The sequence below is a fragment of the Arthrobacter sp. ISL-65 genome (assembly GCF_018613795.1).
GTDB lineage: Bacteria > Actinomycetota > Actinomycetes > Actinomycetales > Micrococcaceae > Arthrobacter.
In genome coordinates this window covers 137,012-163,947 of record NZ_JAGGPN010000038.1, presented here as the reverse complement: position 1 = coordinate 163,947, position 26,936 = coordinate 137,012, and the positions used below count along the sequence as shown (strand labels likewise).

Sequence of the window (26,936 nt, the reverse complement as noted above, 5' to 3'; positions counted from 1 at the left end):
GCCAGGGAACGGCGGACCGTCCAGGCCCGCCGGTGCCTACTGAAATGTAAATTGTCACTGCGAGTCAGTACGGTGGATACATGAGTCATGCGGAGGCCGCTGTGCCGGTCGGTCAAGCGGCGGGCGCCATCCCGGAAAATCAGCTGCGGGCAGGTGAACTGGCGGCCAACCATCTCTTCGACACCGTGCTGCCGGTTCGGCCCGCAATGGTCAACAGGGGGTCCGTCGAACGGATTAGGCCAGGCCTCGTTCCGGACCTGCTGGCCGCCGGAACCGCCAAAGCCATGCTCCTGTCCGGCCGGCATGCGCTGGTGCACGGGGACGCGCTCGTTCTGGCAGAGGCCGGACCGCTGCTGGACCGGCTTGAGGGGTCGGCGGCCGGCCCGGCGCACATCATCTATCTCGGCGCGGCCCTCGGCTCCGAGGACCTGCCTGCCGGAACCGGCCTCCTGCTGTTCATCCTGCCGGAACCGGTGGACCCCGGTTCGGCCGGCCTGCCCGCCGGTGCCGCCTGGGAAGGCTTCCGGGACGTCGCCGCGCAACTGGACGCGACGCACACCGCCCTGTTCGTTGAGGCCAGTGCCATTGCCAATTGGCACGCCACCCACACCCACTGCCCCCGGTGCGGCGCTGTCACCACCGTGGAGGCCGGCGGATGGGTCCGGCGCTGCCCCGCTGACAACTCCGAACACTATCCGCGAACGGATCCGGCCATCATCGTCACGGTGGTTGGCCCGGACGGCCGCGTTCTGCTGGGCGGTGGCGGTCCGCTGGATGCGAAGAACTACTCCACGCTGGCCGGGTTCGTCGAGCCCGGGGAATCCCTCGAACAGGCCGTCGTCCGGGAAATCCAGGAAGAGGTGGGCGTGCGGGTCAGGGCGTGCCAGTACCTCGGCTCCCAGTCGTGGCCGTTCCCGGCGTCCCTTATGCTCGGATTTACAGCCGTCACCGACGACACGGAAGCAAAGCCCGACGGCGTCGAGGTCACCAGGGCGCGCTGGTTCAGCCGGGAGGAACTCCAGGAGGCAGTGCTCAGCGGCGAAATTACCATCTCCACCAGGCTCTCCATCGCCAGGTCCCTCATCGAGCACTGGTACGGCGGCGTGATTCAGGACCGTCCGGCCGACGACTGACCGGCACGCCCGGCCGGCAACATGCCTACCGTTGACGCCACCCTGGCGGAGCAGCCCATCCATCCACATGAAGCAAGCAGCAAGAAGTGACGACAGAAAATCCTGATGGCAACGCCTCCCTGGAGGACCGGATCCTTGGCGGCCTCGACGCGGAGCAGCGGGAAGTGGCCACCACCCTGACCGGCCCCCTCTGCGTGCTCGCCGGAGCCGGCACCGGCAAAACCCGCGCCATCACCCACAGGATCGCCTACGGCGTGCACTCGGGGGTCTACAGTCCGCAGCGGCTGCTGGCCGTCACGTTTACGGCGCGGGCGGCAGCGGAAATGCGCAGCCGGCTCCGCGACCTTGGGGTCGGGAACGTCCAGGCCAGGACGTTCCATGCGGCCGCGCTGCGGCAGCTGCAGTTTTTCTGGCCGCAGGCGGTGGGCGGGGCGCTGCCCAACCTGCTGGACCACAAGGCACAAATGATCGCCGAGGCCGCCCGCCGGCTCCGGCTGAGCACCGACCGCGCCTCCATCCGCGACCTGGCGTCGGAAATTGAATGGGCCAAGGTATCCATGCTCACGCCCGCCAACTATCTGGAAAACGCACAGGACAGGGGCGCGCCGGGTGGCTTTGATCTCACGGCCGTGGCCCGCGTCTTCCAGGCCTACGAGGACGTCAAGACTGACCGCAACGTCATCGACTTCGAGGACGTCCTTCTGATTACTGTGGGCATCCTGCAGGAGGACCCCAAGGTGGCGGCGACGGTCCGGGAACAGTACCGGCACTTCGTGGTGGACGAATACCAGGACGTTTCCCCGTTGCAGCAGCGCCTCCTGGAGCTCTGGCTTGGCGGCCGCAACGAACTGTGCGTCGTGGGTGACGCCAGCCAGACCATTTACTCGTTCACTGGAGCATCCCCGAAGCACCTCCTCGGGTTCAAGGCCCAGTACCCGGACGCGAACGTGGTCAAGCTGGTCCGCGACTACCGCTCCACGCCGCAGGTGGTCAAGCTGGCCAACGATCTCCTCGCCTCGCGCCGGAGCGGCGGACCGGCGGCCGATGCTGCCTGGGCCGTGCCGCTGAAGCTCGTGGCACAGCGGAACCCGGGACCCCTGCCCCAATTCACGGAATGCACGGATGACGAAGCCGAGGCTGCAACGGTCGCCGGCAAGATCCGCACGCTCCTCGACGACGGCGTGCCGGCGAGTGAGGTCGCTGTCCTGTTCCGTACCAACGGCCAGTCGGAGGCCTACGAGCAGGCCCTGGCGTCGGCCGGGATCGGCTACCAGCTGCGCGGCGGCGAGCGGTTCTTTGCCCGGAAGGAGGTCCGCGACGCGATCCTCCAGCTCCGTGCGGCCACCCGTGCCGTATCCGAGTCCGATCCCCAGCCGCTGGGCCAGCTGGTGCGCGACATCGTCGCGTCGCTGGGTTACACGGACACGGCCCCGCACAGCGGCGGTGCCTTGCGGGAACGCTGGGAATCGCTGGCCGCCCTCGTGGCTCTGGCGGACGAGCTGGCGCAGAACCGCGGGCCGCAGTTCGGCCTGGCTGACTTCGTCAACGAGCTTCAGGAGCGCTCCGTTGCCCAGCACGCCCCGACCGTCCAAGGGGTTACGCTGGCGTCCCTGCACGCGGCAAAAGGCCTTGAATGGGACGCGGTGTTCCTCGTCGGGCTGAGCGAAGGGCTCATGCCCATCTCCTTCGCGGACGATCCCGCCGCGGTGGACGAGGAACGCCGGCTGCTCTATGTCGGCATCACGCGGGCCCGCGAGCACCTGTCCCTCTCGTGGTCCACCGCTCGGACCCCTGGCGGGCGTGCCAACCGGAAGCCGTCCCGCTTCCTCGACGGGCTGCGCCCGGACTCCGTGGCCAGCTCGGCCGCACGGGGGAGGGGGCCCGCGCCGCGCCGCAAGGCGGCCACGCCGGCGTCCTGCCGGGTCTGCGGCAGCATGCTGGCCAGCGGAGCCGAGCGGAAGGTCGGCCGCTGCAGCCAGTGCCCGCCCAGCTATGAAGAGCAGACGTTCAACGCCCTCCGTGAATGGCGCAAGGAGGTCGCGCACTCCGCCGACGTCCCGGCCTTCGTGGTTTTCACCGACGCAACCCTCACCGCCATCGCCGAAGCCCGGCCGTCCTCACTGGAGGAACTGGCCCAGCTCGCGGGCGTCGGCCCGTCCAAACTGGAGCGGTACGGCGAGGCAGTCCTCGCGGTCCTGACGGAAAGCAGCACGCTGTAATGCCCGGAAAACTTGAGACCGGCACGCCATTGATCACCCACGACGGCGCGCCCGTGGAGGTCCGCCGCTCCGCCCGGCGGCGCCGCACAGTCGCGGCCTTCTGGGAGAACGGCACCGCCGTCGTCGCCATCCCCGCCCACTTCAGCCGGGCGCAGGAGGCGGACTGGGTTCACCGGATGCTGGAGAAGCTCCGGACCCAGGGGGAGAAGCGTTCCAGCGGTGCGGGGCGGCGGCCTTCCTCGGACGCGGCGCTGGCCGCGCACGCTGCGCAGCTTTCGGCCAGGTACTTCGGCGGCAGGTCGGCCCCGACATCGGTCCGGTGGGTCAGCAACCAGAACTCCCGCTGGGGTTCAGCCACCCCCTCGGACGGGTCCATCCGGCTTTCAGATAAGCTCCGGCCCATGCCGCAGTGGGTCATCGACTACGTGCTGCTGCATGAACTCGCGCACCTGCTGGTGGCAGGGCATAACGCGGCGTTCTGGAAGCTGCTGGAGGCCTACCCCGAAACGGAGCGTGCCAAGGCCTTCCTGGAGGGCGTGTCGTTTGCCACGTCACGTGGCCTACCGGCAGGCGAAGCAGCCACACCAGGGGACGCCGACTGAGCGGTACTTCGTAGTCCGCTGGTTGAGCTTGTCGAAACCGGGGTTGCGCTCCCCAACCGGTCCCTAACCTGGCAAGCTCGGCCAGGGGACCCGGCGGTCGTAGGCTCAGGCTCAACCAGCGGGGTACGCCTAGCTCTTCGGAGCGGAGCCGTCTTCGTCGTCGTCGGTCTTTTCGGTGCCGCCGTCCCCGCCTTCGGTCGTTTCGGCGTCGTGCCCGTCCCCAGCGCTTTCGGCCGGGCTGTCGAAACCGCCGTTCAGCAGCTTCTGAAGGGCATCGTCCACTTCGCTGTCACCGGCCTCGGCGAGCTTGCGGCGTTCGCTGAATCCCTTGGGATCGTCAAGATCCTCGGCGGTGGGGAGCAGGTCCGGATGCTTCCAGATGGCGTCGCGGCCGTCGATGCCGCGCTCGGCTTTGAGGGACGCCCACAGCGTGGCGGCTTCACGGAGGCGGCGGGGCCGCAGCTCCAGTCCGACGAGGGAAGCGAACGCATGTTCCGCGGGACCGCCGGTGGCCCGGCGGCGGCGGACCGTTTCGCGGAGCGCTGCAGCCGAGGGGAGGACCTTGTCCGTGGCGGCAGCGGTGAGCTCGTCCACCCACCCCTCGACGAGGGCAAGGGCCGTCTCCAGCTTCTGCAGGGCCTGGTCCTGCGCCGGTGTGCGCTGCGGCATGAAGACGCCCTGCGAAAGGGCCTCCTGGATCCCCTCCGGGTTGCTGGGATCAAGGTCCCGCGCCAGCTCCTCGATCCGCGACGTGTCGATGTGAATGCCGCGGGCGTAGGCCTCAATGGCACCCAGCAGGTGCCCGCGCAGCCACGGAACCTGGACGAACAGGCGGGCATGGGCGGCCTCTCGGACGGCGAGGAAGAGCCTGATGTCGTTTTCGGGAAGGCTGAGCCCCTCGCCGAACTTGGCAACATTGCCGGGAAGCAGCGCCATCTCCAGATCGGCCAACGGAACTCCGATGTCCGTGGAGCTGACCACATCGGTGGACAGGGCTCCGATGGCCTGGCCCAGCTGCATGCCGAAGATGGCACCGCCCACGTTCTGCAGCATGGACGAGGCGCCGCCCATCATGGACTTCATCTCCTCCGGCATCTGCTCCGTCATGGCAGTGGAGAGGGCGTTGGCCACACTGTTGGCCACGGGTTCCGTCAGACGCTTCCAGGTGCCGAGTGTCTCCTCCACCCATTCGGCGCGGGACCACGCCTTGCCGATGAGGCCTGTAGCGGGCAGGTCCGTGACCTGGTCGAGCCACAGTTCGGCCAGCCGCAGCGCCTCATCTACTTCGCGTGACTGGGCGGACGTGACCGAGGGGTCGGAGCTCCCGGCGGCCACGCGGCGGGCGTTGTCATGGGCGAGCTTCCAGTTGACCGGGCCCTCCGAGGGCGCGCTCATCATGGCCTGCACCTGGGAAAACATCTGGGCCAGCAGGTTGGGATCGTTCGGCAGTCCGGCGGCTTTGGCCAGTTCTGCGGGGTCAATGTCACCCAGGCCCTTGCCGCCCATGAGGTTCTGCAGCATCTCCGCGAGCGGATCCTTTGGATTTTCGTCGCCATTGGACGGATTGAGTGGATTGGAGGTCATGATCCCGCCGATCGTCGGTGTGACTATTAATCAACTTCACGCTACCCCTGTGCGGGAGCGGCTGTCTGCTGAAAGCGGGGACGTTCGCTGTAGGCAAAGAGCTAACGGCAGGCCCGGACGCGTACTGTTAGAAGCCGGAACGTATGTAGGCTGCGCCCCGGCCGTCCGCCGGGCTGCGGCCGCGGTGCAGCGCTGAACGACGCGGTGCGGAGAGGTCCTTCAGTGACGATTACCAAGGGCGGCCAGCCCGCAGAGGAGTCCCCGGCGCCCGCCGCCGGTGGCGGGAATCCCGACGGAACCGGGGATGCCCGCCGGTCCCGCCGTGCCCGGGGCAGGGATCCCCGCATCTCCGCGATGACGTTGTCCGGGCTCCTGGCTCTCGGGCTGGGCGTGACGGCCGCCGTCCTGCCGGTCCCGTATGTGGTGGAATCGCCCGGGCCGACGTTCAACACGCTAAGCACGGAGAATGCGACGCCAGTGATCAGCGTTTCCGGCCGCGAGACGTTCCCGGCCAAGGGGAACCTCGATCTCACCACTGTCTACGTCGACGGGGGCCCCAACGGTCCCGTCAGCGTCTTTGAGGCGTTCTCGGCCTGGCTGGACGGCTCTAAGGCCGTGTATCCCGAGGAACTGATTTTCCCGACGGGTGTGACCAAGGAAAAATCCCAGCAGGAGAGTGCCGTGGCCATGGCCACGTCGCAGGAGAACGCCGTGGCGGCGGCCCTGAAGGGGCTCGACATTCCTTATGGGCAGAAGCTCGAAGTGGCGGATCTGTCCGAGGGGTCGGCGGCGCAGGGCAAGCTGCAGGCGGGTGACATCTTCACCTCCATCAACGCCAAACCTGTCACCTCACTGGAGGTGATCCAGGACGAACTGGCCGCCGGAAAGGGAAAGCCAGCCGTCGTCGTCGTAAGCCGGGACGGCAAGCAGATCACGGAAACCGTGACGCCGGCGAGGAACCCGTCCGGACGGTACATCCTGGGCGTGCTGCTGCAGTACCGCTTCACCTTCCCGTTCGACGTGAAGATATCCCTGGACAAAGTGGGCGGCCCGAGCGCCGGGATGATGTTCGCCCTGGGAATCATGGACACCCTGACGCCCGGGGATCTCACCGGTGGAAAACACATCGCGGGGACCGGCACCATCAGCCCCGACGGCGTGGTAGGCCCGATCGGCGGCATCGCGGTGAAGATGCACGGCGCCCGGGCCGATGGCGCCACCATGTTCCTGGCTCCGGCGGCGAACTGCGCAGAGGTTGTGGGGCATATTCCGGACGGGCTGCAGGTGGTCAAGGTGGAAAACCTGGACGAGGCAAAATCGGCCGTCGAGCTGGCCGCCAAGGGCGCCGACACATCGGGCCTTCCGGGCTGCACCAACAACTAGACTAAATCGAGGAACTAAGGCTCCGGTCCGCTCGTGGCACTAATTGAGAGCCGGCGCCGGCGCTATGCAGGCCTTCCACTGAAAACTTAAAATTAATACCAGCAACTGACAAAAGCTATGAGGTACGAGTTTGTCCCGTCCTGCCAGCCCCACCCCGCCCGGAAAACTCCAGACAAGGCGAGGTGCGTTGACGCCCACGCTCATCGTCGTTGCGCTGGTTGTTGTCGGGTTCATCTTCTTCGCCAATGTGTGGACGGACGTCCTGTGGTACCAGCAGCTTGGCTACTTCGAAGTGTTCCTGACGGAGAACCTGGCGCGGATCGGCATTTTTGCCGCCGGCTTCCTCCTCATGTTCTCGGCCGTTTTTTACGCGATCCGCATCGCCTACCACGCCCGGCCCGTCTACGCGCCGGACTCAGAAATCCGGGATAACCTCAACCGCTACCAGGCGCAGCTGGAACCCGTCCGGCGTGTGGTCATGATCGGGCTGCCTGTGCTGTTTGGGCTCTTCGCCGGCAGCGCCGCCTCCAGCCAGTGGCAAAAGGTCATGCTGTTCTTCAACCAGGAGTCCTTCGGTCAGAATGATCCGGAGTTCGGACTGGACATCGGTTTCTACCTGATGACGCTGCCCTTCCTGGGCTTTGTCACCGGGTTCCTGATCAGCGTGGCAATCGTGGCCGGCATCGCGGGCATCCTTACGCACTACCTCTACGGCAGCATCAGGATCATGGAACGCGGCATCTTCACCAGCCGCGCCGCGCAGATCCACCTCGCAGTCACCGGCGCTTCCTTCCTGATCCTGCTGGGCATCAACTTTTGGCTGGACCGCTACTCCGCGCTGCAGAACAGCGGCGGCCGGTGGGCCGGCGCGCTGTACACCGACGTCAACGCCGTGATCCCCACGAAGGCGATCCTGGCCGTGGCGGCGGCCCTCGTCGCCATCCTCTTCATCGTGGCTGCCGTCATCGGCAAGTGGCGGCTTCCGGTCATCGGCACGGCGATGCTGGTCATCACCTCCATCCTGGCCGGCGGCGTCTACCCGTGGGTCATCCAGCAGTTCCAGGTCCGCCCGTCAGAGCAGACCCTGGAACGGAAATATATCGAGCGCAACATCGGCATGACCCGGGCAGCCTACGGCCTGGACCAGGTGAAGGTGGAGCGGTACAACGCCACCACCACCACCACCGCCGGCGCCCTGGCCCCGGACGCCCAGACCACGGCCAACATCCGGCTCCTGGACCCGAACCTGATCTCGGACGCCTTCTCGCAGCTTGAGCAGTTCCGCCCGTACTACCAGTTCCCCAAGGCGCTCAACGTCGACCGGTACATGGTGGACGGCAAGATGCAGGACACCGTCATCGCCGTGCGCGAGCTGAACCCGGACGGCCTCAGCGCTGACCAGCAGTCCTGGCTGAACCGCCACATCGTCTACACCCACGGCTACGGCGTCGTGGCCGCGAAGGGCAACAAGTTCACGGTCGACGGAAAGCCGGAGTTCCTGCAGTCCGGTATCCCGTCCACTGGCGTCCTCGGCAACGACACAACCTACGAACCCCGGATCTACTTCGGCGAGGACTCCCCGGAGTACTCGATCGTGGGTGCCCCGGAAGGCGCACCGCACCGCGAGCAGGACCGCCCGGCGTCCAAGGAAGGCGGCGAGACCCAGTACACCTTCACCGGCAACGGCGGGCCGAACGTCGGAAGCTTCTTCAACAAGGTCCTGTACTCAATCAAGTTCCAGTCCTCGGACCTGCTGCTGTCCGACGGCGTGAACGACGCCTCCCAGATCATGTACGAACGCAACCCGCGGGAACGCGTGCAGAAGGTGGCCCCCTACCTGACGGTGGACGGCAACGCCTACCCCGCCGTCGTTGATGGCCGGGTCAAGTGGATCGTGGACGGCTACACCACCAGCCAGTACTACCCGTACTCGCAGCAGGAGCAGCTCTCCGACGCCACCACGGATTCGCAGACCACCGCCGGCCGCAACGTGGCGCTGCCCAACAGCTCCGTCAACTACATCCGCAACTCGGTCAAGGCCACGGTGGACGCCTACGACGGTTCCGTCACGCTCTACGCCTGGGACGACCAGGACCCGCTCCTGAAGGCCTGGCAGAAGGTGTTCCCTTCCACCCTGAAGCCTTATTCGGAGATGTCCGCCGCTGTCATGAGCCACGTCCGCTACCCGGAGGACCTGTTCAAGGTGCAGCGTGAGCTGCTGGGCCGCTACCACGTGACGGACCCCGTGAGCTTCTACAAGAACGACGACGCGTGGAGCGTTCCGAACGATCCCACTGTGTCCGAGGAGGTCAAGCAGCCGCCGTTCTACATGTCACTGCAGATGCCGGACCAGAAGGCCCCGGCGTTCCAGCTGACGTCGTCCTACATTCCGCAGGTGGTGAACAACAACGCCCGCAACGTCCTCTACGGCTTCCTCGCGGCGGATTCCGACGCGGGCTCGAAGAAGGGCGTCAAGGCGGACAGCTACGGGCAGCTCCGGCTGCTGCAGGTTCCGCCGGAAGCCCAAGTACCCGGCCCCGGGCAGGCACAGAACAAATTCAATTCGGATCCCACCGTCTCCCAGGCGCTGAACCTGCTGCGGCAGGGCGCGTCGGATGTGCTCAACGGCAACCTGCTGACGCTTCCTGCCGGCCGGGGCATGCTCTACATCCAGCCGGTGTACCTCAAGTCCACGGGTGAAACGTCCTATCCGACACTGCAGAGGGTGCTCGTGGCCTTTGGCGACAAGATCGGTTTCGCGCCCACCTTGGACGAGGCTCTCAACCAGCTGTTTGGTGGCCGGTCCGGAGCGACGGCCGGTGACTCCGACAACAACGGGCAGACGCCCGCACCGCCCAGCGGCGGAGGCGCCACTCCGGCCCCCGCGGCGGACGCCAAGGCGGCGCTGAAGGCCGCGCTGGATGAAGCGAACGCGGCCATCAAGGCCGGCCAGGAGGCGCTGGCCAAGGGCGACTTTGCGGCGTACGGCGAGCAGCAGAAGAAGCTGTCAGCGGCACTGAAGAAAGCACTCGACGCCGAGGCCAGGATTGGCAGTACAGGCACGGCCAGCAGCCCGACCTCGCCGTCCGCAACGCCGACGCCGACACCCAGCAGCTGACCGGCCAGTAGCTGAGCTAACCAGCAGGTAAATCCAGGCAGCTGAATCGCAAGGCCGGCCCCTCCCCATGCGGGGATGGGCCGGCCTTGGGCATATCAGAGCTTTCGGATTCCCCGAGACGCAGATCACGTCGTTTGGATTTGGCCTCCTGTTCACCGGCCGGTAGAGTAGTTCTTGCGACGCGGGGTGGAGCAGTTCGGTAGCTCGCTGGGCTCATAACCCAGAGGTCACAGGTTCAAATCCTGTCCCCGCAACTGAAGAAAAAACCCGGATCACCGTTTTGGTGGTCCGGGTTTTTTGCTGTCCGGAATATTCCTGCCTGTCCGGAGTTGTCCTGTCCGGATTTGTCCTGCCGGAGACTTGCTGCCGGGGGAGCGCGCTTCGCTTCGAAAGACCGCGCGTCGGCGGTACGTAGCCCAGGCGAAACAGCAGTGGTCAAAGCGCCCGCAAAAGTAGGGTAGTGTTAACCAAGCGACGCGGGGTGGAGCAGTTCGGTAGCTCGCTGGGCTCATAACCCAGAGGTCACAGGTTCAAATCCTGTCCCCGCAACAAGAAGGAAGCCCTGACCACAGTGTGGTCGGGGCTTCCTGCATTACCGGAGTATTTGTTCATGTGCTCCGGGTTCCTAGTATTCTCTTTCGCAGGGCCCGGAATTCCTGGCCGGCGCACGGCGTCCACACTGGTCAGTCATTCTCGAGAGGAATGTGTAGTTCGATGTCCACAACGAAGAACAAGTCCGGCACCGCCAGGGGCAAGCGCGCCAGGCTGTACTGGGCGGTGCCTGCGGCGCTCGTGGCCCTCGTGCTGGTGGTGCTCCTCGCAAAGTGGATGACCGGACTGCCTGCCGTTCGGTCGTTCGTGGCGGACTACCCGGGGCATTCGGAACTTCCCGCCGGCGCCCCCGTCGGCTTCCCGGCCTGGCTGGCCTGGCAGCATTTCCTGAACGCCTTCTTCCTGCTGCTCATCATCCGTTCGGGCTGGCAGGTCCGCACCACCACACGCCCCGGCGGTTACTGGACCCGTAACAACAAGGGGCTCATCAGGACCAGGACGGCCCCTACGAAGATCAGCCTGGAACTCTGGTTCCACCTCACGCTCGATGCGCTGTGGATCCTGAACGGGCTCGTCTTTGTGATCCTGCTGTTCGCGACCGGCCAGTGGACGCGGATCGTTCCCACATCGTGGGATGTTTTCCCGAACGCCGCCTCGGCCGCCCTGCAGTACGCTTCGCTGAACTGGCCCACGGAGAACGGCTGGGTCAACTACAACGCCCTGCAGCTGCTGACCTACTTCGCCACCGTGTTTATCGCGGCTCCGCTGGCCTTCATCACGGGCGTGCGCATGTCCGCCGCGTGGCCCAAAAAGGCCTCCGGGCTGAACAAGGCCTTCCCGATCGAGGCCGCCCGCGCAGTGCACTTCCCGGTGATGATCTACTTCGTGGCCTTCATTGTGGTGCACGTGTTTCTGGTCCTGGCCACGGGCGCGCTCCGGAACCTCAACCACATGTACGGCGGCAGCGACGACGTGAGCTGGGTCGGCTTCTGGTTCTTCGTGGCTTCAGTCGCCGTGATGGTTGCGGCGTGGTTCCTGGCCCGGCCCCTGTTCCTGCGCCCTATCGCGTCCCTCATGGGCAAGGTCACCAGCCGCTAGCCTGCGCCGGCCTCGCGTCTAGCTGTCCTTAAGCCGCTGGTAGGTGTCCAGCGCCCGTTCCCGAGATTCCTGCAGGCTCACCAGAGGTTCGGGGTAACCGGGAGCTCCCGCCGGGTCCTTCCACGGCTCGTGCACCGTCCGGTCATCCAGGTCAGCCAGTTCCGGTATGTAGCCGCGCAGGTAGCTGCCTCCGGCGTCGAACTTCTTGCTCTGCGTCACCGGGTTGAAGATGCGGAAGTAAGGGGACGCGTCCGCGCCTGAGCCTGCAACCCATTGCCAGTTGGCCGGGTTGTTCGCCGCGTCGGCGTCGACCAGGGTATCCCAGAACCAGGCCTCTCCCACGCGCCAGTCCGCAAGCATGTTCTTCACCAGGAACGACGCCGCAGCCATGCGGACCCTGTTGTGCATCCAGCCCGTCTGCCACAGCTGCCGCATGCCGGCATCCACCAGGGGGTAGCCGGTGCGCCCCTGCTGCCAGGCATCCAGTTCGGAGTCCGACGGCGTTTGCCAGGCAAAGTGGTCGAACTCCCGGCGGTAGTTTTTCGTGGCCAGGTCCGGATTCTCGTACAGCAGCTGCCAGCAGAATTCACGCCAGCCCAATTCGCTCCGGAAGATCCCGACGTCGGCAGGTGCGTGGCGGGGGAAGCGTTCCCGCAGGGAGTGCCAGACGCGGAAGGGACTGATCTCGCCGAAGCGCAGGTGCGGTGAGAGGCGGCTGGTGCCCTCAACGCCCGGGAAGTCGCGGCCCCTGCCGTAGTCCTCCACGGGCCCGTCGAGAAAATCTTCCAGCCGGTCGTGGGCGCCGTCCTCGCCCGGGGTCCAGGTCCCGGCGAGGCCTCCACTCCAGTCCGGCTTGCGGGGGAGGAGCCGCCAGCTATCGAGGCGGTCACCGGCCGGCGGGTGGCCGGACCTTCCTGCCGCGGGCTGCGGCAACTCCTCCGGGGCATCGGCCGGCAGCCGCGGTTCGGTTCCGGCAAGGCAGGAACGCCAGAACGGTGTGAAAACCCTGTACGGCCCGCCCGAGCCGGTGCGCACCGTCCACGGCTCGAACAGCAGGTTTGCCTGGAAGCTGGTGGCCTCGATGCCCTGCCCGGCAGCCCAGTCGGTGATGCCGGCGTCGATGGTCCGCTCCGGCTGACCGTACAGCCGGTTCCAGAACAATCTTCCGGCGCCGGTTTCAAGGGCCAGATCCTTGATGACCTGAGCGGCGTCGCCCCGGCGCAGCAGAAGCCGTGCCCCGCGCTCTTCGAGGCCGGCGGCCAGGGCGGACAGGGAGTGATGGAGCCACCACCTCGCCGCGGCGCCCAGCGGGCGGATGCCGGCGGAGTCCTCGTCGAGGATGTACACAACCGTCATCGGATCAGGCAGTGCGGCCGCGGCGCCGAGAGCGGGGTTGTCGTCGAGGCGCAGGTCGTCACGGAGCCAGACAACGGTGGAAGCCATGGATTCACGCTACACGTCCTGGAAACGGCAGGGGCCGGGATCCATGTGGATCCCGACCCCTGCCGTGGCGCCCGTGCGGGCCGCAGCCTTACAGCTTGTCGAAGTCTTCCTCGTCCACCGTGTTCGCGGACGCGGCCGCCGCGGTGCCTCCTGCCCCAATGGCCGGCTTCGCGTTCCCGGACTTCAGTGCCGCCAGGCGGGCCTCGATTTCCGTCTGCTCACCGAGGTCCTCAAGCTGGTTGAACTGGGCGTCAAGGCTCGACTCCGCGAGCTCCTGCTGGCCGCGGACTTTGGCTTCCTCGCGCCGGATCTTCTCTTCGAATCGGCCAACCTCGCTTGTCGGGTCCATGATGTCGATGCTCTTCAGGGCATCGTGGACCTGGGATTGGGCAGCCGCAGTCTTGGAGCGGGCGACCAGTTCATTGCGCTTACTCGTGAGCTGGTTCAGCTTGCCCTTCATCTGGTCGAGTCCGGTCTTAAGGCGGTCCACCACGTCCGTCTGTGATGCGATGCTCGGTTCAGCGGCCTTGGCCTCGCTTTCGGAAGCCATCTGGCGCTGCAGGGCAACTTTTGCCAAGTTATCGAACTTTTGGGCATCGGAGGCGTTGCCGTTGCCGCGGTACTCATCGGCCTTGCGTGAAGCCGCAAGAGCCTTGTTGCCCCAGTCCTGGGCGTTCTTCACGTCCTCGTTGTAGTCGTCCTGCAGCATCCGGAGGTTACCGATGGTCTGCGCCACTGCGGACTCGGCCTCGGCGATGTTGTTGGTGTAGTCCCGCACCATCTGGTCGAGCATCTTCTGCGGGTCCTCGGCCTGGTCCAGCAAGGAATTGATGTTCGCTTTAGCGAGCTGCGCCATGCGGCCGAAAATGGACTGCTTAACCATGGTGTTACCTTTCGTCCTGCTCCGTATGTGCCACTGATTTCAGTGAACTGTTGATGTACTGCTTCCACCCGCCGGCCCCGATGCACCGGCCGTCGCTGAGTCTTGCCGGCTAGAAACTGCCCGAGTCGCCGCCGCCGAAGTCGCCGCCGCCGAAGCCGCCGGAGTCGCCGGAGTCGCCGCCCCAGCCGCCGCCGTCGCTGTGGCCGCCGCCCCAGCCGCCGCCGCTGCCGCCGTTGAGGATTGAGTTGATGAGGATGCCGCCAAGGATGGCGCCGCCCAGGCCGCCGCCTCCGCCGCCGCCGCCGAACATGCCGCCGCGCCCGTATCCCTGGCCGTACCCCTGGTTGGCGTACCCAAAGCTGTCGACGTCGGACTGGGCCAGCTGGGCTGCCTGGGCAGCCAGCGCATGCGCTTGCTGCGCGTAGGTCAGCGCGGTCACGGGGTCGTTGCGTGAGATGGACAGCGCGTAATCGAGGTTGCGCTGGGCCTCTGCCAGGCGGGTCCGCGCCTCGGTGCCCACACCGCCGCGGCGGGCGGTGATGTAATCCGACGTGGCACTGATCTGGGCCTGGGCGGACATGATGGTCTGCTGCAGCGAGGCCTGTGCCCTGCGGGCCTGCTCCTGTTGGTCCCGGATCCCGCCCAGGGCCTGGTCGAGGGTCTGGTGGGCCGATTCGACCCGCTCCAGAGTGGCGATGGGGTCAATCTTGCCGCTCTGGATTTCGCTCTTCACGCGGGCGAGGGCCGCTTCGACCCCGGCCACCGGCCCCTCGAGCTCCGGGTGGGCACCGGATTGGATCATGGCCCGCGCTTGGGCAAGGTCCTGGGATGTGTCCACAACAGCGGACTCCAGTCCCTGACGGGCCGAGTCCAGGTTGCCAGCGACCTTGGAGATTGCGTCCAGTAGCACGTTCGTCTGGTGCAGGCTCTCCTCCGACGCCCGGACGGCCACGGCGGCGAGACTGCTCTCTCCGGATGCGAGCTTTTCACGCGCGGTGGCGCTGGCATTCTGCACGAAGGTCAGCCGCTCTTTGGCCTGCAGAATGTTGTCCGAGATCTGGGCGAGAGCGCTGTCCGCATACTTGCCGCGCAGTTCCGCCAAGGTCTGCTCCGCCCGGGCGATCTTCGCGTCTGCCTCCGCGGCGCCCGCGTCCACGGCCGCGAGTGCCCGGGGTGCGTTCTTCTCGAGTTCGCGCAGCGAGTCGAAGTCGGCCTTCTGCTCCTGCAGCGACGCCAGAGCCGCTTCGGACCGCCTGATGATTTCGCCGAGCCAGCTGCGCTGCTGTTCTTCGGTGTCGGGGATGTGGTCGTCCAGCTGCTGCTGCAGCTTGAACGACTCGGACATGTGCGCCTTTGCTTCCTGGAGCGCCTTGGTGAAGTTGCCCACGGCCGCTTCCCCGTATTGCGCCTCCGCGAAGCCCAGTTCCTGTTCGCTCGATTTGATCGCGTCGTCGGCTTCGATGAGCAGGGAGCCGCTCTTCCTGCGCAGATCGTCGATGCTCATGCCGGCCAGGGGATCGAGTTCGGCGCCCTGCGGGCCGTAGCTTGCGCTGGACGCTTGTCCTGCCTTCTTGCGCCTGTTGCGCAGGTATAGATATGTGCCCGCGCCACCGGCGGCCACGACGCCGGCGCCCACGAGGACGGCCGTGCCCGCACCGGCGCCCGAGGGGACTGTGCCGCTTCCGCCGCCTGCTGCGTCGCCGATGGCGGCCGCAGTATCAATGGCGGCCTGCGCAAAGTCTCTCTTGCCGCCGCCGAGGTTGGCCGCGATGGCGTTCTGCGTGATGTTCCCCGTCTTCGACGCTATGGAGCTCGCCGTGTTGGGGGCGAAGTAATAGTGCCCATCGGTGGAGATCGCCAGCAGAACGTCCGCCCTGCCCATGCCCTTTTTGGTGGCCACGGCCTGTCCCCATGATTTGCCATCAGTGGGATTTTCGAATGACTTCACGGTGACCACGTACAGGTTGTACTTGTGGTCCTTGAGGAGTTTCTGGATGGAGTCCTCAACTTCGCCCTTGCGGCTGCCGAGGACGTTGGCGTCGTCGACGATGTTCTGGCCGGAGGGGATGGTTACCGGATCGTCCGCCCAGGCTGCCGCGGCCGGAACCGCCAGCATTCCCGTCAGGCCGATCACGGCGAGAACACGTTTCAACATTGACCGCATGGCAACCCTTCAGCACGCCGCGGCTGGTTCGGGACGAACAGCCGTCGTAGAATGCAGCAGCGCCCCCACGCCGGGTGTAAAGCCGCAGGTCGCTGTGGCAATTCTTCTTGATTCTATGGTGCACCAGCGGGAGCGTCCACGGCGGGGAATATGCCACCAGCGAAAAGCGCTGGAGACCTTGGTGGCTGTCCAGAACACTGGTCAGGAATACCATCTCGGAGGCCATTCAGGAACCTCCCAGCAAACGTCCGTTTTAGTTTCAGTCGGATCGTCCATAGTTAATACAGACGAGGATGAAAGGAAGTCCAATGACTGAGCACCCAGTACCGGGCGCAGCACCTGAGAACCGAGATCCTTCAGGGCGGCCTGTTGATCCGACCCCTCGGCCTGAGCCCGCCGAGGGTCTCCAGCCTCCTGCGCAGCAGGACGGCGAGCATCGCACCGCCAACGCTTCCGAGAACCCCACGGTGCGCCTGGACTCCGATAGGAACCCCACCATGCCGCTGTACCGGCCCGCGCACGACCCAAACCAGCAGCAGGGGACCGGCGGCCCGCATCCCGATTATCCCCAGCGCGCCCCCTTCTACGGGCAGCAGTCGGCACCGGCTACCCAGCCGATCGGTACCCAATACTCCCAGCACAACTCGCATTCCGCGTTCCAGGACCACCGTTCCAGCCAGCCCAAGCGCAAGGCGACGTTCGGCGTCGGCACCCTCGTGGCCAGCATCCTCGCGGCAGGCCTCGTGGGTGGCGGAGTTGCAACCGTTGGCTCCGGCAACCTGTTCGATGCCGGCGGCACCGCGCCGGCCGTCAGCTCCGGCAGCCAGCCCGGCACCGTGATCGTCAACAACCAGGACTCGGTCAACGAGATCACGGCCGCGGCCGTCAAGGCGTCACCGAGCGTCGTGACCATCAAAGCCACCAGCGGCAGCGAAGGCGGCACCGGCTCCGGCGTTATCCTCGACGACCAGGGCCACATCCTCACCAACACCCACGTTGTGACGCTGGACGGCTCCACCGCGAACGCAGACATTCAAATCCGCACGAACGACGGCCGCGTCCTCACCGCCAAGGTCGTTGGCACCGACCCGCTCTCCGACCTCGCGGTCATCAAGGTGGACAACCCATCCGGGCTCACGCCGGCAGCCCTGGGTGATTCCAGCAAGCTGAACGTCGGGGACACGGCCGTGGCCATCGGTTCGCCGCTGGGCCTCACCGGCACGGTGACGGACGGCATCGTCTCCACGCTGAACCGGACCATCAGTGTCGCGTCCTCGGCAGCTCCGAAGCAGGGGACGGACAACTCCCAGGGCGGCGACCAGGGCTTCGAGTTCGCTCCTCCGGGCCAGGGGCAGGGCCAGAGCTCGGCCAGCAAGGGATCGATCGCCATCAATGTCATCCAGACGGATGCGGCTATCAACCCGGGCAACTCCGGTGGTGCCCTGGTGAACAGCAAGGGTGAAGTAATCGGCGTCAACGTCGCGATCGCCTCCGCCGGCGGCAGCTCCGCTGCAAGCGGAACAGGCAACATCGGCGTGGGCTTCAGCATACCGATCAACAATGCAAGGCGCGTGGCGCAGGAAATCATCGACAACGGCAAGGCCACACACGGCCAGCTGGGCGTGAGCGTCCAGCCGAAGTCGGCATCGGACGCCGGGTTCTCGACGGGTGCCGATGTGGCCTCGGTGGAGCAGGGCTCGGCGGCGGCCAAGGCAGGGATCAAGGTGGGCGACGTGGTGACGCGCTTCAACGACCTGGCGATCAGTGACCCGAACCAGCTGACGGCAGCCGTCCGCGAGCAGCCATCGAACTCGTCAGTGAAGATCACGGTCCTGCGCAACAACCGTGAGCAGCAACTGGACGTCACGCTCGGCGCAGCGGCAGAGCAATAGGCGGCCGCAGAGCATAACTGCGCCCAGCACGACGGCGGGCCGCCCCTGGGGCGCGGCCCGCCGTCGTTGTCCCTGCCTGTGGCTCCGGCCTTTGACACAGGCGTTAACGGGACGTCATATGACGGGCCCAATATGGTTAGCTAGGAGCTACCCGTATCCCGGGCGTTCCACGGCCACGACCTCACCCGGCTGGCTATCCACAAGCACGGAAGGCTGCTGTAAATACAGTGGAAGAGACATTGAAGATCGTCGTCCTGGTCAAGCATGTGCCGGACGCCCAGTTCGACCGGCACCTCAGCGGCGAGGGCCACACCACGGACCGCGACGAAAGCATCCTGTCTGAACTGGATGAGTACGCCCTGGAGGCCGCGCTGCAGCTGGCCGAAGCGCGCGGCGGTGCCAAGGCCGGCAACAAGGTGATCGCTTTGAGCATGGGACCGGCCGGCGCCGTGAACGCCATCAAGAAGTCCCTGCAGATCGGTGCCACCGAAGGCGTGCACCTCACCGATGGGGCCCTCGCCGGCTCTGATGCGGCCGCCACCTCCCTGGCGCTCGCAGCCGCCGTCCGCCACCTCGGCGCCGACACCCCCGTGGACCTCGTCCTGACCGGCATGGCCTCCACCGACGGCGAGACGTCCCTGGTGCCCGCGCAGCTCGCCGAGCGTCTGGGGCTTCCGCAGGTTACGTTCGCCTCCTCCCTGGAGGTCGACGGCGGACGCGTCTCGGCACGCCGCGATGCGGACACCCACTCGGAGACGGTTGAGGCGTCGCTGCCCGCAGTGGTTTCCGTGACCGACCAGATCAATGAACCGCGCTACCCGAACTTCAAGGGCATCATCGCGGCCAAGCGCAAGAGCATCACTACCCTGTCCCTGGCTGACATCGGAGTGGATTCCTCCCAGGTGGGCCACGCCGGATCCTGGACCCGCGTGACGGCGGCCGAGGAACGCCCGCCGCGCACTGCCGGCACCATCATCACGGACGAAGGCGACGCCGGCATCAAGCTGGTTGACTTCCTGGCCGCCCAGAAGCTGCTCTAAGAGGACTCCACAAACATGGCAAACGTACTGGTATTCATTGACAACCCCGGGCAGGCTCTCAAGAAGAGCAGCCTGGAACTCCTCACCATCGCCCGCTCCCTCGGGGAAACTGCCGTGGCGGTCAACGGCGAACTGTCCGACGACGTCGCCGGCACTTTGGGTGCCTACGGCGCAGCCACCGTCTTCCGTCCGTCCGCGGCGGACCTCGACGATTACCTGGTCGCACCGAAGGCCGCCTTCCTGGCTGCCGTGGCGGACAAGTCCGGTGCCACCACCGTCCTGCTCGAAAACTCGCCTGAGGGCAAGGAAATCGCTGCCCGACTCGGCATCCGGCTGAGCGCCGGCGTGATCACCGACGTCGTCGCGGTTGACGCCGACGGCACCGCCCATAAGTCGGTGCTCGCCGGTTCGTACACCACGACGGCGAAGGCCACCACCGCGGTCACCGTGCTGTCCGTGAAGGCCAACACCGTGGACCCCGAACCCGCGACGGCTCCCGGCGCAGCGGAAACCCTCACTGTTGATGTCCCCGCCGACGCAGCCGCCGCGGCAGCCCGCATCACTTCCCGGGAACAGAAGGTCGCCAGCGGCCGCCCGGACCTCACCGACGCGCGCATCGTGGTGGCCGGCGGACGCGGCCTCGACGGCGACTTCGGTCCCGTGGAGGAACTTGCTGACGCACTGGGTGCGGCTGTGGGCGCCTCCCGCGCGGCAACGGACGCCGGCTGGATCAACCACGACGCCCAGGTCGGCCAGACCGGCAAGACCGTCTCGCCGCAGCTCTACATTTCCGCCGGCATCTCCGGCGCCATCCAGCAGAAGGCGGGCATGCAGACCGCCAAGGTGATCGTCGCCGTGAACAAGGACGCGGAATCACCCGTGTTCGAAATCGCGGACTTTGGCATCATCGGCGATCTCTTCCAGGTGCTGCCGCAGGCGACTGAAGAGATCAAGAAGCGCAAGGGCTGAATCCTTGACCCCAAACGCTGCACCAGCGCAGAGCCCGTTCAATCCGGAACAGCACCGGATTGAGCGGGTGCTCTGTTTCTCAGCCCATCCGGACGACATCGATTTCGGCGCCGCCGGCACCATCGCCGCGTGGACCGCGGCCGGCGTCCAGGTCAGCTACTGCATCATGACCGACGGCGACGCCGGCGGCTTCGACCCTGCGCAGCGCGCCGAAATCATCGCCCTCAGGGCGGCCGAGCAGGAACGCGCCGCGGCTCTCGTCGGCGTCACGGACATCCACTACCTGCACCAGCGGGACGGTTACCTTGAACCGAACCACGAGGTGATGCGCGGTGTGGTGAAGCTGATCCGCGAACTCCGGCCCGACGTCGTGCTTTCCATGCATCCGGAGCGCAACTGGAAGCGCATCCAGAAGAGCCATCCGGACCATCTGGCGGTGGGGGAGGCGGTCACCCGTGCCATCTACCCGGCAGTGGAAAACCCGTTCGCGTACCCTGACCTCGCCGAGGCCGGCCTTGAGGCCTTCAAGCTTCCGTGGCTGTGGCTCTACGCCGGTCCGGAGGAGCGGGAGAACCACTTTGTGGACGTCACGAAGCATGTGGAGAGCAAGCTTGAGGCTATCCACGTGCACGTCAGCCAACATCCCGATGCCGAGGCCATGGAGGCCACCGTCCGGCGCGGCATGCAGGTGAACGCCGAGCGCTCCGGCCTGCCCGCCGGCCGGAGCGCCGAGGCGTTCCACGTGGTCATGGTCAATGGCCCGGGGACCATCGCCGGCTTCTAGCTACCTAAGCTGCGACGCCGCGTAGACCTTGATCCCCTCCAGCAGGTAGGAGGCGAGGCCTGCGCGGCTCTTGTCGTAGGAGGCGGTGAACCGCGGATCCTCGACGTACATCCGGCCCAGGCCAACGTAGCTGTCCGCGTCCGGCGTCCAGCTGACGCAGACCCAGCGGTAGTGGCGTTCGACGGCGGCCTGCACCCGGGAGTCGTCCGCCGGCAGACCGGAGTCCAGGCACCGGGCCAGCTCCTCGTTGACCGCCCCGGCCTCCGCCATGAAGGCCTGCTTGTCGGCCGCGCTGAGCGCTGCGTGCCGGGCCTTGCTGTCCTCAACGGCCCGGTCGCCCCACCGCTGGCGGGCTTCCTCCTCGTAGGGGTTGGTGTTAAAGTCCTTGAAAATTTCCTCGCCTGACATGGCGTCTCCTCGCTGCAGTGCCGATATGGTGGCGCCGACAGTCCTGGCCATCCGGTCCAGGCGGTCGCGCTCGGCCAGCAGCCATTTCCGGTGCACGCTCAGTGCATCCAGCTGGTCTGCCTGGCCGTCCAGAACCTGGCCTATGGTTTCCAGGCCCAGGCCAAGTTCGCGCAGAAGCAGGATCCGCTGAAGACGCAGCAGTTCAGGCTGCGTGTAGTAGCGGTAGCCGTTGTGCCCGGTGTAGGCAGGCTGCAGCAACCCCACCTGGTCGTAATGCCGGAGGGTCCTGGATGAGACCCGGCTCAGCTTCGCCAGCTCGGCGATGGACCAGCTCGGGTGTTCTTCCTGCTTCATCCCTACAGCGTAGAAGTTGACGCAACGTCAACGTCAAGCCTGCAACAAGTAGCTCTGGTCCAGGTGTCAGCCAGGCTCAGGTGTTCAGCGGGGCGGCAGCCACAGTGGGGAGCGTAGGCGTAGCGGACCCGCCGACGGGCTCGACCGTGATGCCGAGCGCGGCCGCGGAGCCGATGCCCTTGACCAGGGCCGGCTTCGACAGTGCCTCCGCGTCCATCAGGCCCTGTGAAACAGGGGTGGAACCATCCTTGGGAATCAGCCACATCTGGTAGACCTTGCCCGCGGGCGGCGGCGGCACATCCTTCATCCGCACCACCAGCGCATCATGCGACTGCGAGATCGAAACCGTTGCCGTCCCTCCGCCATTGACGTCGACAGTCGCCTGCCGCGCGTCCTGTGCCTCGATGACCTGGTTGAAGGGATCGTTCTGGTTGGCCAGGTAGGCCCCGACCCCAACACCGCCGAGCGCGATCACAGCAGCAGCCGCAACACCGATCAGCCAGTTACGGAGCCCGGACGTCCGGCGTCGTACTTCACGGCGCTGGCGCGCAGCGGAGAGTTCGTCAGCAGCGGGGGCCGGCTCCGCCGTGGGTAGGGCCTCCGGCGCACCTGCGACGGTTTCTGCCGTAGCGGCATGTGCCCTGGCCGGCCCCGCCGCCGGTGCAGCAGCGGGAAGCTGCGCGACGATTCGGGCGAACAGGTCCGCAGGCGGCTCCTCCTCGGCCGTAAAGGACAACGCCAGAGTCTCCCTGGCCTGGCGGACGCGGTCGTTGAAGGACGCGCGTTCAGCTTCGGGAGCACCGCTGACGTAGGCATCGATGGCCTCGCGCTCTGCGTCGCTGATGGCGTCCAGAGCGTAGATTTCAGCGAGCTCGACTGCCCGGCCGGCCGCAAGGTCGGTGGAAATATCGGCAGCAAATGCCCTGGGCAGCTGGCGCCCGCGGGAATCATTCGTATCGGTCATTGTCAGCTCACCCCCAGGCAGGTCTTGAGTCGGATCAGTCCGTCGCGGATGCGGGACTTAATGGTCGGAATGGCCGCATTCAGCTTTTCAGCCACTTCGCGGTAGGTGAGGCCGCCGTAATAGGCGAGCCGCACGGATTCCTGCTGCGTCTCGGTCAGGGTCTCCAGGCAGCGCACCACAGCTTCGGCCTCCAGCCGGGTGTCCACCTCGTCGGACACCGAGTCATGGTCGATGTCCTGGCTGTTGGCGCCGTACCTCGCCTCACGGTCGCTCGCGGACTGCGAGGACCGGACCCTGTCCACGGCCCTGCGGTGCGAGATGGTCATGAGCCAGGCCAGGGAACTTCCGCTCGCCGGATCGAACTTGCCGGCGTTTTGCCAGACCTGCAGGAAGACCTCCTGCGTGGTGTCCTCGCTGAGCTCCGGGTCGATCAGCACCCGGCGCGCCATGCCGAACACCCGCCGCGACGTCAGCCGGTAGAACTCGGCGAAGGACGCCTGGTCGCCGTCGGCAATCCGCGCCAGCAGCCGTGCCAGCTGCTGGTTAAGGTCGACGGCGGTGCCGGGCGGCGCGGGAGCGTCAAAGTTCGGCGCGTTGGGAGTTTCCATCACTCTCAAGCATAGGTTGCCTGCCGGCGGGTGCTGCACACGGGTTTGGGCTATGGCAGCATCATGCCGGGCAAAACGGAAGGCCGCGTTGCCCGGTTGGAGTGTTTTCACCTGCCGCTCCTTACGCCCTGTGGATGTGCGCGCCCTTTGGACGTGCTCAGGAGGGATTCGGCGCGGAACGGGCTTCGGATGGGTGCCCGTGCCATGGGCTGCGCTCAGAGCTGCGCGCCGGTGAAACCCTGCTGGCGCCAGGCCTCGTAGACGGCGATGGATGCCGCATTCGCCAGGTTCAGTGACCGCAGCGACGGCAGCATGGGCAGGCGGACCCGGGACGTGATGTGGGGGTCGCGCTTCAGGTCGTCCGGCAGGCCCACCGACTCCGGGCCGAACAGCAGGACATCACCGGGCCGGTAGGCAATGTCCGTGTAGGACACCTCGCCGTCGGAGGTGAAGGCGAAGACGCGCTCCGGCTGCAGCGCCTCCCAGGCGGCCTCGATATTGGGGTGGACGGTGACCACCGCAAGGTCGTGGTAGTCCAGGCCGGCGCGGCGGAGTTTGGCATCGGAGAAGTCAAAGCCCAACGGCTCCACGAGGTGGAGTTCGGCGCCGGTGATGGCGGCGAGACGGATGGCGTTGCCCGTATTGCCGGGAATTTCGGGCGTGTGGAAGAGGATGCGGAACACGATTCAATCCTAGCGTCGGAAAATCCGGCACTCTTCGGGCAGGACCTCAGTGCATGGCTTAGTGCATGCCCCTGAGCAGCCTGGCCAGCACCTGGACATTGACGGTGTTCGGCGCAGGACCGGAGGCCAGGAAATCCTTGAGCCCGCGGGCCAGGCCGGCGGCATTGACCACCTGGACGACGTCGGAGCCGCCGCGGGAACGGCGGTGGCGGTCGATGACGGGTTCGTGGAGGTTGCCGTCCGGGCTGTGGACCACGGTCCACCCGGTCACGTTGAGCTCGGGAAAAATGTCCTGCATCCGCCGGACCACGTGGGCCAGCTGTGGCGGGGCGACTGACCTGCCGCCGTGATTGAGCGTGTTTCCGTCCCAGGCGTAGGCGCCTTTGGGCAGCAGCATGGAGCCGATCAGCGCAAGCCGGTAGCCCGAGAGCAGCGCGTGGTCGATGTGGCTGTTGTCCGCCGGCGACTGCAGCCCATTGATCAGGCGCGCCGCCGGGATCGCCGGCAGGACTTGCCTGCTGATCAGCTGTACCGTGCGCAGCTCGCGCTGGATCCTGGCTTCGGCGCCGAAGATGCCCCGCTTCCTGGGCATGCCGTGGACCTGCTGGCTGGCCAGCTCCGGCGGGAGGAGCGGAACGGCGCCCGGCGTGTCGAAGGGCGGCACGTAGACAGGGGCATCGCCGGAGGTGTTCCGGGGCGTTCCCGGTTTGTGGATTGTCGCCGAGGCGTGGCTGCCGGCGGCCGGGGCGTCGAAGTGCGCTTCGTCGTCTGCGCGGCTCCTGCGCGGGCCGGTCGCGTAGGAGCGGTCGTAGGCGGCCCGTCGCTGGGGATCAATGAGCGTTTCATATGCAAGGGTCACCTGCCGGAACGTCGCGGCGTCGCCGCCGTGGTCGGGATGCGAAGCGCGGGCAGCCTTGCGGTACGCCACCTTGATCTCCCTCTCCGTCGCGGTCACCGCCACGCGGAGCACTTCGTAGTGGGAACTGCTGCCCTTGGTCAAGCATGGTCCTTAAGTCGTTGTTGCCGGCGTGCATGCGCTGTCCGGTGTGCCAAGCATATAAGCCGGTCTTGACGCTCTTCTGGAACAACGACCGCAGCAGGGTTGCCGGTTCCCGCCGGCGGAAACGTCCGTGGTCAATACAGCTAGGCTGGGGCCATGCGCAAGGATTTCCAGGCCTGCTGAATTGTCCTCGGCGGAGTTCTACCGGCTACTCACGGCCGTTGTGGTGCCCCGCCCCATCGCTTGGGTGTCCAGCACGTCCGCGGAGGGCGTGGACAATCTCGCTCCCCATTCCTTCTTCACTGTTGCCTCGGTGACGCCGCCGATCATCCAGTTCACTTCCGTGGGCAGGAAGGATTCCCTGCGGAACATCACCGAACGCGGGGAGTTCGTCGTGAACCTCGCGCCGGCTGAATTCATGGCCGAGGTCAATGCAACCGGCACCAGCTTTCCGCCCGACGTCAGCGAGTTCGACGCTGCCGGAGTTACCCGCGAACCGGGATTGACGGTCACTGTGCCGCGGGTTGCAGAGTCTCCGGTAGCCCTTGAATGCCGGTTGCATTCCACTCTGGAGATCGGCGACTGCGTCCTGGTGTTCGGCGAGGTCACCCATGCCGCCGTCTCCACCGGGGTTCTGGAAGGCAGCCACCCCCGGATCGACCTCCTCGGGCCCCTTGCGCGGCTGGGGCGGGACGAATGGGGGCACCTCGGACCAGTTGAGGAGCTGGCGCGGATCCGCAAGGCCGAGTGGCCCGGGGACTTCCGACGGCGCGACACGCCGGAGGCGTGACGCCCACCTGCTGTTGTTTGCAGCTGGCGGGACCGCGTTCAGTGTTAAGGCGTGCGTTCCGGTGATAAGTGGGCGCTGATAAGTGGGACGCGGTTATGTGGTGCGGGCCCGGCATCCGCTGTGGATGCCGGGCCCGCCAGCCACGGTTCTACTTCACGAATTCATTCGTGTAAGTTTCCTCGAGCTTAATGGCCTTGTCCCCGACTTCAGGGTTTGCCACCTGCTGGGTCTTCAGCACCGCCTGGACGCCTTCCTCGGCGAAGGCGCCATTTTTGCTCAGCGTCAGCTTCAGGTCCTCGATCACCTTGGCGTACAGGGCCTTGTCTCCGCCCGAGAACTTCTCCGGCATCTTCGCTGCGATCTCCTCACCGGAATGCCCGGCGATGAATTCCAGGGTGCGCTTGATGGCCCTGGCGAGCTTGCCGGCTGTCTCTTTGTTCTGGTCCAGCCATTCGGTCTTGGCATAGAGGCTCGACGACGGCCAGGCGGCGGTCTGGAACACCTCTTTCAGCCCCTCGGCAGTGCGGACGTCCTCCAGAAGCACAGGTTCGTGGCCGATCCGCTTGGTCAGCACGGAGATGTCCGGTTCTAGCATCACTGCGGCATCCACCTGGCCCTGCTCCATGGCGGCAACGGCCGAGGAGCCGGCGCCAATCGCGGACACCGCGGCATCTGTCTGCCGCATGCCGTTCTTGGCCAGCAGGAACTTGACGAACATGTCCGTGGACGACCCAGGTGAGGTCACGCCGACGTTCTTGCCCTTGAGATCCGCGATCGACTTGATCTGGCCCTCATTCTTCGGCGCCACCAGCAAGGCAAGACCGGAGGACTCACCCATATCGACGAAGGCCTTGACCTTCTGGTTCTTCGCCTGCATCTGGATGGTGTGCTCGTAGTATCCGCTGGTCACATGCGTGCTGCCGCCGATCATGGCCGTCAGGGCTTTCGATCCGCCCTGGAGGTCCTGCAGCTCGACGTTCACGCCCTCCTCCTGGTAGTAGCCAAGCTCCTGGGCAAGGGTGGTGGGAAGGTAAGTCAGGAGTGTTTGACCGCCGATGCCGATAATCACCTTGGAGCCTCCGCCGTCACCACCCGCTGCGCCGGTTCCGGTCTGGCCGGGTGGCGCAGCGGACGGAGCGCCGCAGGCTGAAAGGGCCAGGGCTACGGATGCGATGATGGTGAGCGGCCGGACAAGGCGGCGGTGCCTTTGCCGGTTTACGTTGTGAGTCATCGGGGGTCCCTTCTTGGGCTGTGGTGTTGGTTGG

Annotated in this window: 21 protein-coding genes and 2 tRNA genes; 13 read left to right on the top strand and 10 right to left on the bottom strand. The window is 66.3% G+C overall.

What is annotated here, in order from left to right; translation table 11 throughout:
• The first annotated feature begins 80 nt into the window (after nt 1-80).
• The 3 genes from nudC to J7I85_RS16510 all read left to right on the top strand — a co-directional run bounded on the left by nudC (nt 81) and on the right by J7I85_RS16510 (nt 3,954).
• Nucleotides 81-1,133: an NAD(+) diphosphatase gene (nudC, locus tag J7I85_RS16520; RefSeq protein WP_214853676.1), complete on the top strand. Its 1,053-nt coding sequence runs from the start codon at nt 81-83 to the stop codon at nt 1,131-1,133.
• Nucleotides 1,134-1,219: 86 nt separating this feature from the next.
• Nucleotides 1,220-3,352, top strand: coding sequence for an ATP-dependent helicase (locus J7I85_RS16515; protein ID WP_214853673.1), 2,133 nt, complete (start codon nt 1,220-1,222; stop codon nt 3,350-3,352).
• Nucleotides 3,352-3,954, top strand: a complete 603-nt coding sequence (locus tag J7I85_RS16510) for a M48 family metallopeptidase (RefSeq protein WP_214853671.1) — start codon at nt 3,352-3,354, stop codon at nt 3,952-3,954. Before J7I85_RS16515 ends, J7I85_RS16510 begins: the two co-directional genes overlap by 1 nt.
• A gap of 129 nt (nt 3,955-4,083) precedes the next feature.
• On the opposite strand, the gene J7I85_RS16505 is transcribed toward J7I85_RS16510, so the two are convergent.
• Nucleotides 4,084-5,538 carry a zinc-dependent metalloprotease gene (locus J7I85_RS16505; protein WP_214853669.1) on the bottom strand — a complete coding sequence of 485 codons (1,455 nt, stop codon included), beginning with the start codon at nt 5,536-5,538 and terminating at the stop codon, nt 4,084-4,086.
• A gap of 222 nt (nt 5,539-5,760) precedes the next feature.
• Between J7I85_RS16505 and J7I85_RS16500 the strand changes: the two genes are divergently transcribed.
• The 5 genes from J7I85_RS16500 (at nt 5,761) to J7I85_RS16480 (ending at nt 11,689) form a co-directional block, all read left to right on the top strand.
• Nucleotides 5,761-6,921: a S16 family serine protease gene (locus tag J7I85_RS16500; protein WP_214853665.1), complete on the top strand. Its 1,161-nt coding sequence runs from the start codon at nt 5,761-5,763 to the stop codon at nt 6,919-6,921.
• A 130-nt stretch (nt 6,922-7,051) separates the two neighbouring features.
• Entirely contained in the window at nt 7,052-10,039 is a 2,988-nt protein-coding gene (locus J7I85_RS16495; protein WP_214853662.1) for a UPF0182 family protein, read from the top strand.
• A gap of 180 nt (nt 10,040-10,219) precedes the next feature.
• A tRNA-Met gene (locus J7I85_RS16490) sits at nt 10,220-10,293 on the top strand.
• Between the two features lie 221 nt (nt 10,294-10,514).
• Nucleotides 10,515-10,588 (top strand) — tRNA-Met (locus J7I85_RS16485).
• A 165-nt stretch (nt 10,589-10,753) separates the two neighbouring features.
• Nucleotides 10,754-11,689: a cytochrome b/b6 domain-containing protein gene (locus J7I85_RS16480; protein WP_214853659.1), complete on the top strand. Its 936-nt coding sequence runs from the start codon at nt 10,754-10,756 to the stop codon at nt 11,687-11,689.
• Between the two features lie 18 nt (nt 11,690-11,707).
• On the opposite strand, the gene J7I85_RS16475 is transcribed toward J7I85_RS16480, so the two are convergent.
• The 3 genes from J7I85_RS16475 to J7I85_RS16465 all read right to left on the bottom strand — a co-directional run bounded on the left by J7I85_RS16475 (nt 11,708) and on the right by J7I85_RS16465 (nt 16,179).
• Entirely contained in the window at nt 11,708-13,132 is a 1,425-nt protein-coding gene (locus tag J7I85_RS16475) for a deoxyribodipyrimidine photo-lyase (protein ID WP_214853657.1), read from the bottom strand.
• Between the two features lie 88 nt (nt 13,133-13,220).
• Complete coding sequence (locus J7I85_RS16470; protein ID WP_214853655.1) at nt 13,221-14,015, bottom strand: PspA/IM30 family protein; 795 nt, start codon at nt 14,013-14,015, stop codon at nt 13,221-13,223.
• A 109-nt stretch (nt 14,016-14,124) separates the two neighbouring features.
• Nucleotides 14,125-16,179: a TPM domain-containing protein gene (locus J7I85_RS16465; RefSeq protein ID WP_214853652.1), complete on the bottom strand. Its 2,055-nt coding sequence runs from the start codon at nt 16,177-16,179 to the stop codon at nt 14,125-14,127.
• Nucleotides 16,180-16,487: 308 nt separating this feature from the next.
• On the opposite strand from J7I85_RS16465, the gene J7I85_RS16460 reads away from it, so the two are divergent.
• From J7I85_RS16460 to J7I85_RS16445, 4 genes are all read left to right on the top strand, one after another.
• Nucleotides 16,488-18,071 carry a S1C family serine protease gene (locus J7I85_RS16460; RefSeq protein WP_214853650.1) on the top strand — a complete coding sequence of 528 codons (1,584 nt, stop codon included), beginning with the start codon at nt 16,488-16,490 and terminating at the stop codon, nt 18,069-18,071.
• A 239-nt stretch (nt 18,072-18,310) separates the two neighbouring features.
• Nucleotides 18,311-19,111 (top strand): electron transfer flavoprotein subunit beta/FixA family protein, encoded by an 801-nt coding sequence (locus J7I85_RS16455; RefSeq protein WP_214853940.1) that lies wholly within the window; start codon nt 18,311-18,313, stop codon nt 19,109-19,111.
• A 15-nt stretch (nt 19,112-19,126) separates the two neighbouring features.
• Complete coding sequence (locus tag J7I85_RS16450; RefSeq protein ID WP_214853648.1) at nt 19,127-20,080, top strand: electron transfer flavoprotein subunit alpha/FixB family protein; 954 nt, start codon at nt 19,127-19,129, stop codon at nt 20,078-20,080.
• A 4-nt stretch (nt 20,081-20,084) separates the two neighbouring features.
• On the top strand, nt 20,085-20,864 hold the full coding sequence (locus J7I85_RS16445; protein WP_214853645.1) for a PIG-L deacetylase family protein: 780 nt from the start codon (nt 20,085-20,087) through the stop codon (nt 20,862-20,864).
• On the opposite strand, the gene J7I85_RS16440 is transcribed toward J7I85_RS16445, so the two are convergent.
• From J7I85_RS16440 to J7I85_RS16420, 5 genes are all read right to left on the bottom strand, one after another.
• Nucleotides 20,865-21,626, bottom strand: a complete 762-nt coding sequence (locus J7I85_RS16440) for a MerR family transcriptional regulator (RefSeq protein WP_214853642.1) — start codon at nt 21,624-21,626, stop codon at nt 20,865-20,867.
• Between the two features lie 76 nt (nt 21,627-21,702).
• Nucleotides 21,703-22,590 (bottom strand): anti-sigma factor domain-containing protein, encoded by an 888-nt coding sequence (locus J7I85_RS16435; RefSeq protein WP_214853639.1) that lies wholly within the window; start codon nt 22,588-22,590, stop codon nt 21,703-21,705.
• Between the two features lie 2 nt (nt 22,591-22,592).
• Nucleotides 22,593-23,198 (bottom strand): sigma-70 family RNA polymerase sigma factor, encoded by a 606-nt coding sequence (locus tag J7I85_RS16430; RefSeq protein WP_214853636.1) that lies wholly within the window; start codon nt 23,196-23,198, stop codon nt 22,593-22,595.
• Nucleotides 23,199-23,413: 215 nt separating this feature from the next.
• Nucleotides 23,414-23,881, bottom strand: coding sequence for a tRNA (cytidine(34)-2'-O)-methyltransferase (locus J7I85_RS16425; RefSeq protein ID WP_214853633.1), 468 nt, complete (start codon nt 23,879-23,881; stop codon nt 23,414-23,416).
• A 58-nt stretch (nt 23,882-23,939) separates the two neighbouring features.
• Complete coding sequence (locus J7I85_RS16420; RefSeq protein WP_214853630.1) at nt 23,940-24,881, bottom strand: J domain-containing protein; 942 nt, start codon at nt 24,879-24,881, stop codon at nt 23,940-23,942.
• A gap of 247 nt (nt 24,882-25,128) precedes the next feature.
• Between J7I85_RS16420 and J7I85_RS16415 the strand changes: the two genes are divergently transcribed.
• Entirely contained in the window at nt 25,129-25,671 is a 543-nt protein-coding gene (locus tag J7I85_RS16415; protein WP_308159526.1) for a flavin reductase family protein, read from the top strand.
• Nucleotides 25,672-25,819: 148 nt separating this feature from the next.
• Here the strand turns inward: J7I85_RS16415 and J7I85_RS16410 are convergent, their stop codons facing one another.
• Complete coding sequence (locus tag J7I85_RS16410) at nt 25,820-26,902, bottom strand: ABC transporter substrate-binding protein (protein WP_214853627.1); 1,083 nt, start codon at nt 26,900-26,902, stop codon at nt 25,820-25,822.
• Between the last annotated feature and the right edge of the window lie 34 nt (nt 26,903-26,936).

Excerpts from the sequence above, each read along its gene's own strand:
- nudC (WP_214853676.1), top strand. The coding sequence starts at position 81 with ATGAGTCATGCGGAGGCCGCTGTGCCGGTCGGTCAAGCGGCGGGCGCC.
- J7I85_RS16510 (WP_214853671.1), top strand. The coding sequence starts at position 3,352 with ATGCCCGGAAAACTTGAGACCGGCACGCCATTGATCACCCACGACGGC.
- J7I85_RS16505 (WP_214853669.1), bottom strand. The coding sequence starts at position 5,538 with ATGACCTCCAATCCACTCAATCCGTCCAATGGCGACGAAAATCCAAAG.
- J7I85_RS16480 (WP_214853659.1), top strand. The coding sequence starts at position 10,754 with ATGTCCACAACGAAGAACAAGTCCGGCACCGCCAGGGGCAAGCGCGCC.
- J7I85_RS16475 (WP_214853657.1), bottom strand. The coding sequence starts at position 13,132 with ATGGCTTCCACCGTTGTCTGGCTCCGTGACGACCTGCGCCTCGACGAC.
- J7I85_RS16470 (WP_214853655.1), bottom strand. The coding sequence starts at position 14,015 with ATGGTTAAGCAGTCCATTTTCGGCCGCATGGCGCAGCTCGCTAAAGCG.
- J7I85_RS16465 (WP_214853652.1), bottom strand. The coding sequence starts at position 16,179 with ATGCGGTCAATGTTGAAACGTGTTCTCGCCGTGATCGGCCTGACGGGA.
- J7I85_RS16460 (WP_214853650.1), top strand. The coding sequence starts at position 16,488 with ATGACTGAGCACCCAGTACCGGGCGCAGCACCTGAGAACCGAGATCCT.
- J7I85_RS16450 (WP_214853648.1), top strand. The coding sequence starts at position 19,127 with ATGGCAAACGTACTGGTATTCATTGACAACCCCGGGCAGGCTCTCAAG.
- J7I85_RS16440 (WP_214853642.1), bottom strand. The coding sequence starts at position 21,626 with ATGAAGCAGGAAGAACACCCGAGCTGGTCCATCGCCGAGCTGGCGAAG.
- J7I85_RS16435 (WP_214853639.1), bottom strand. The coding sequence starts at position 22,590 with ATGACCGATACGAATGATTCCCGCGGGCGCCAGCTGCCCAGGGCATTT.
- J7I85_RS16430 (WP_214853636.1), bottom strand. The coding sequence starts at position 23,198 with ATGGAAACTCCCAACGCGCCGAACTTTGACGCTCCCGCGCCGCCCGGC.
- J7I85_RS16410 (WP_214853627.1), bottom strand. The coding sequence starts at position 26,902 with ATGACTCACAACGTAAACCGGCAAAGGCACCGCCGCCTTGTCCGGCCG.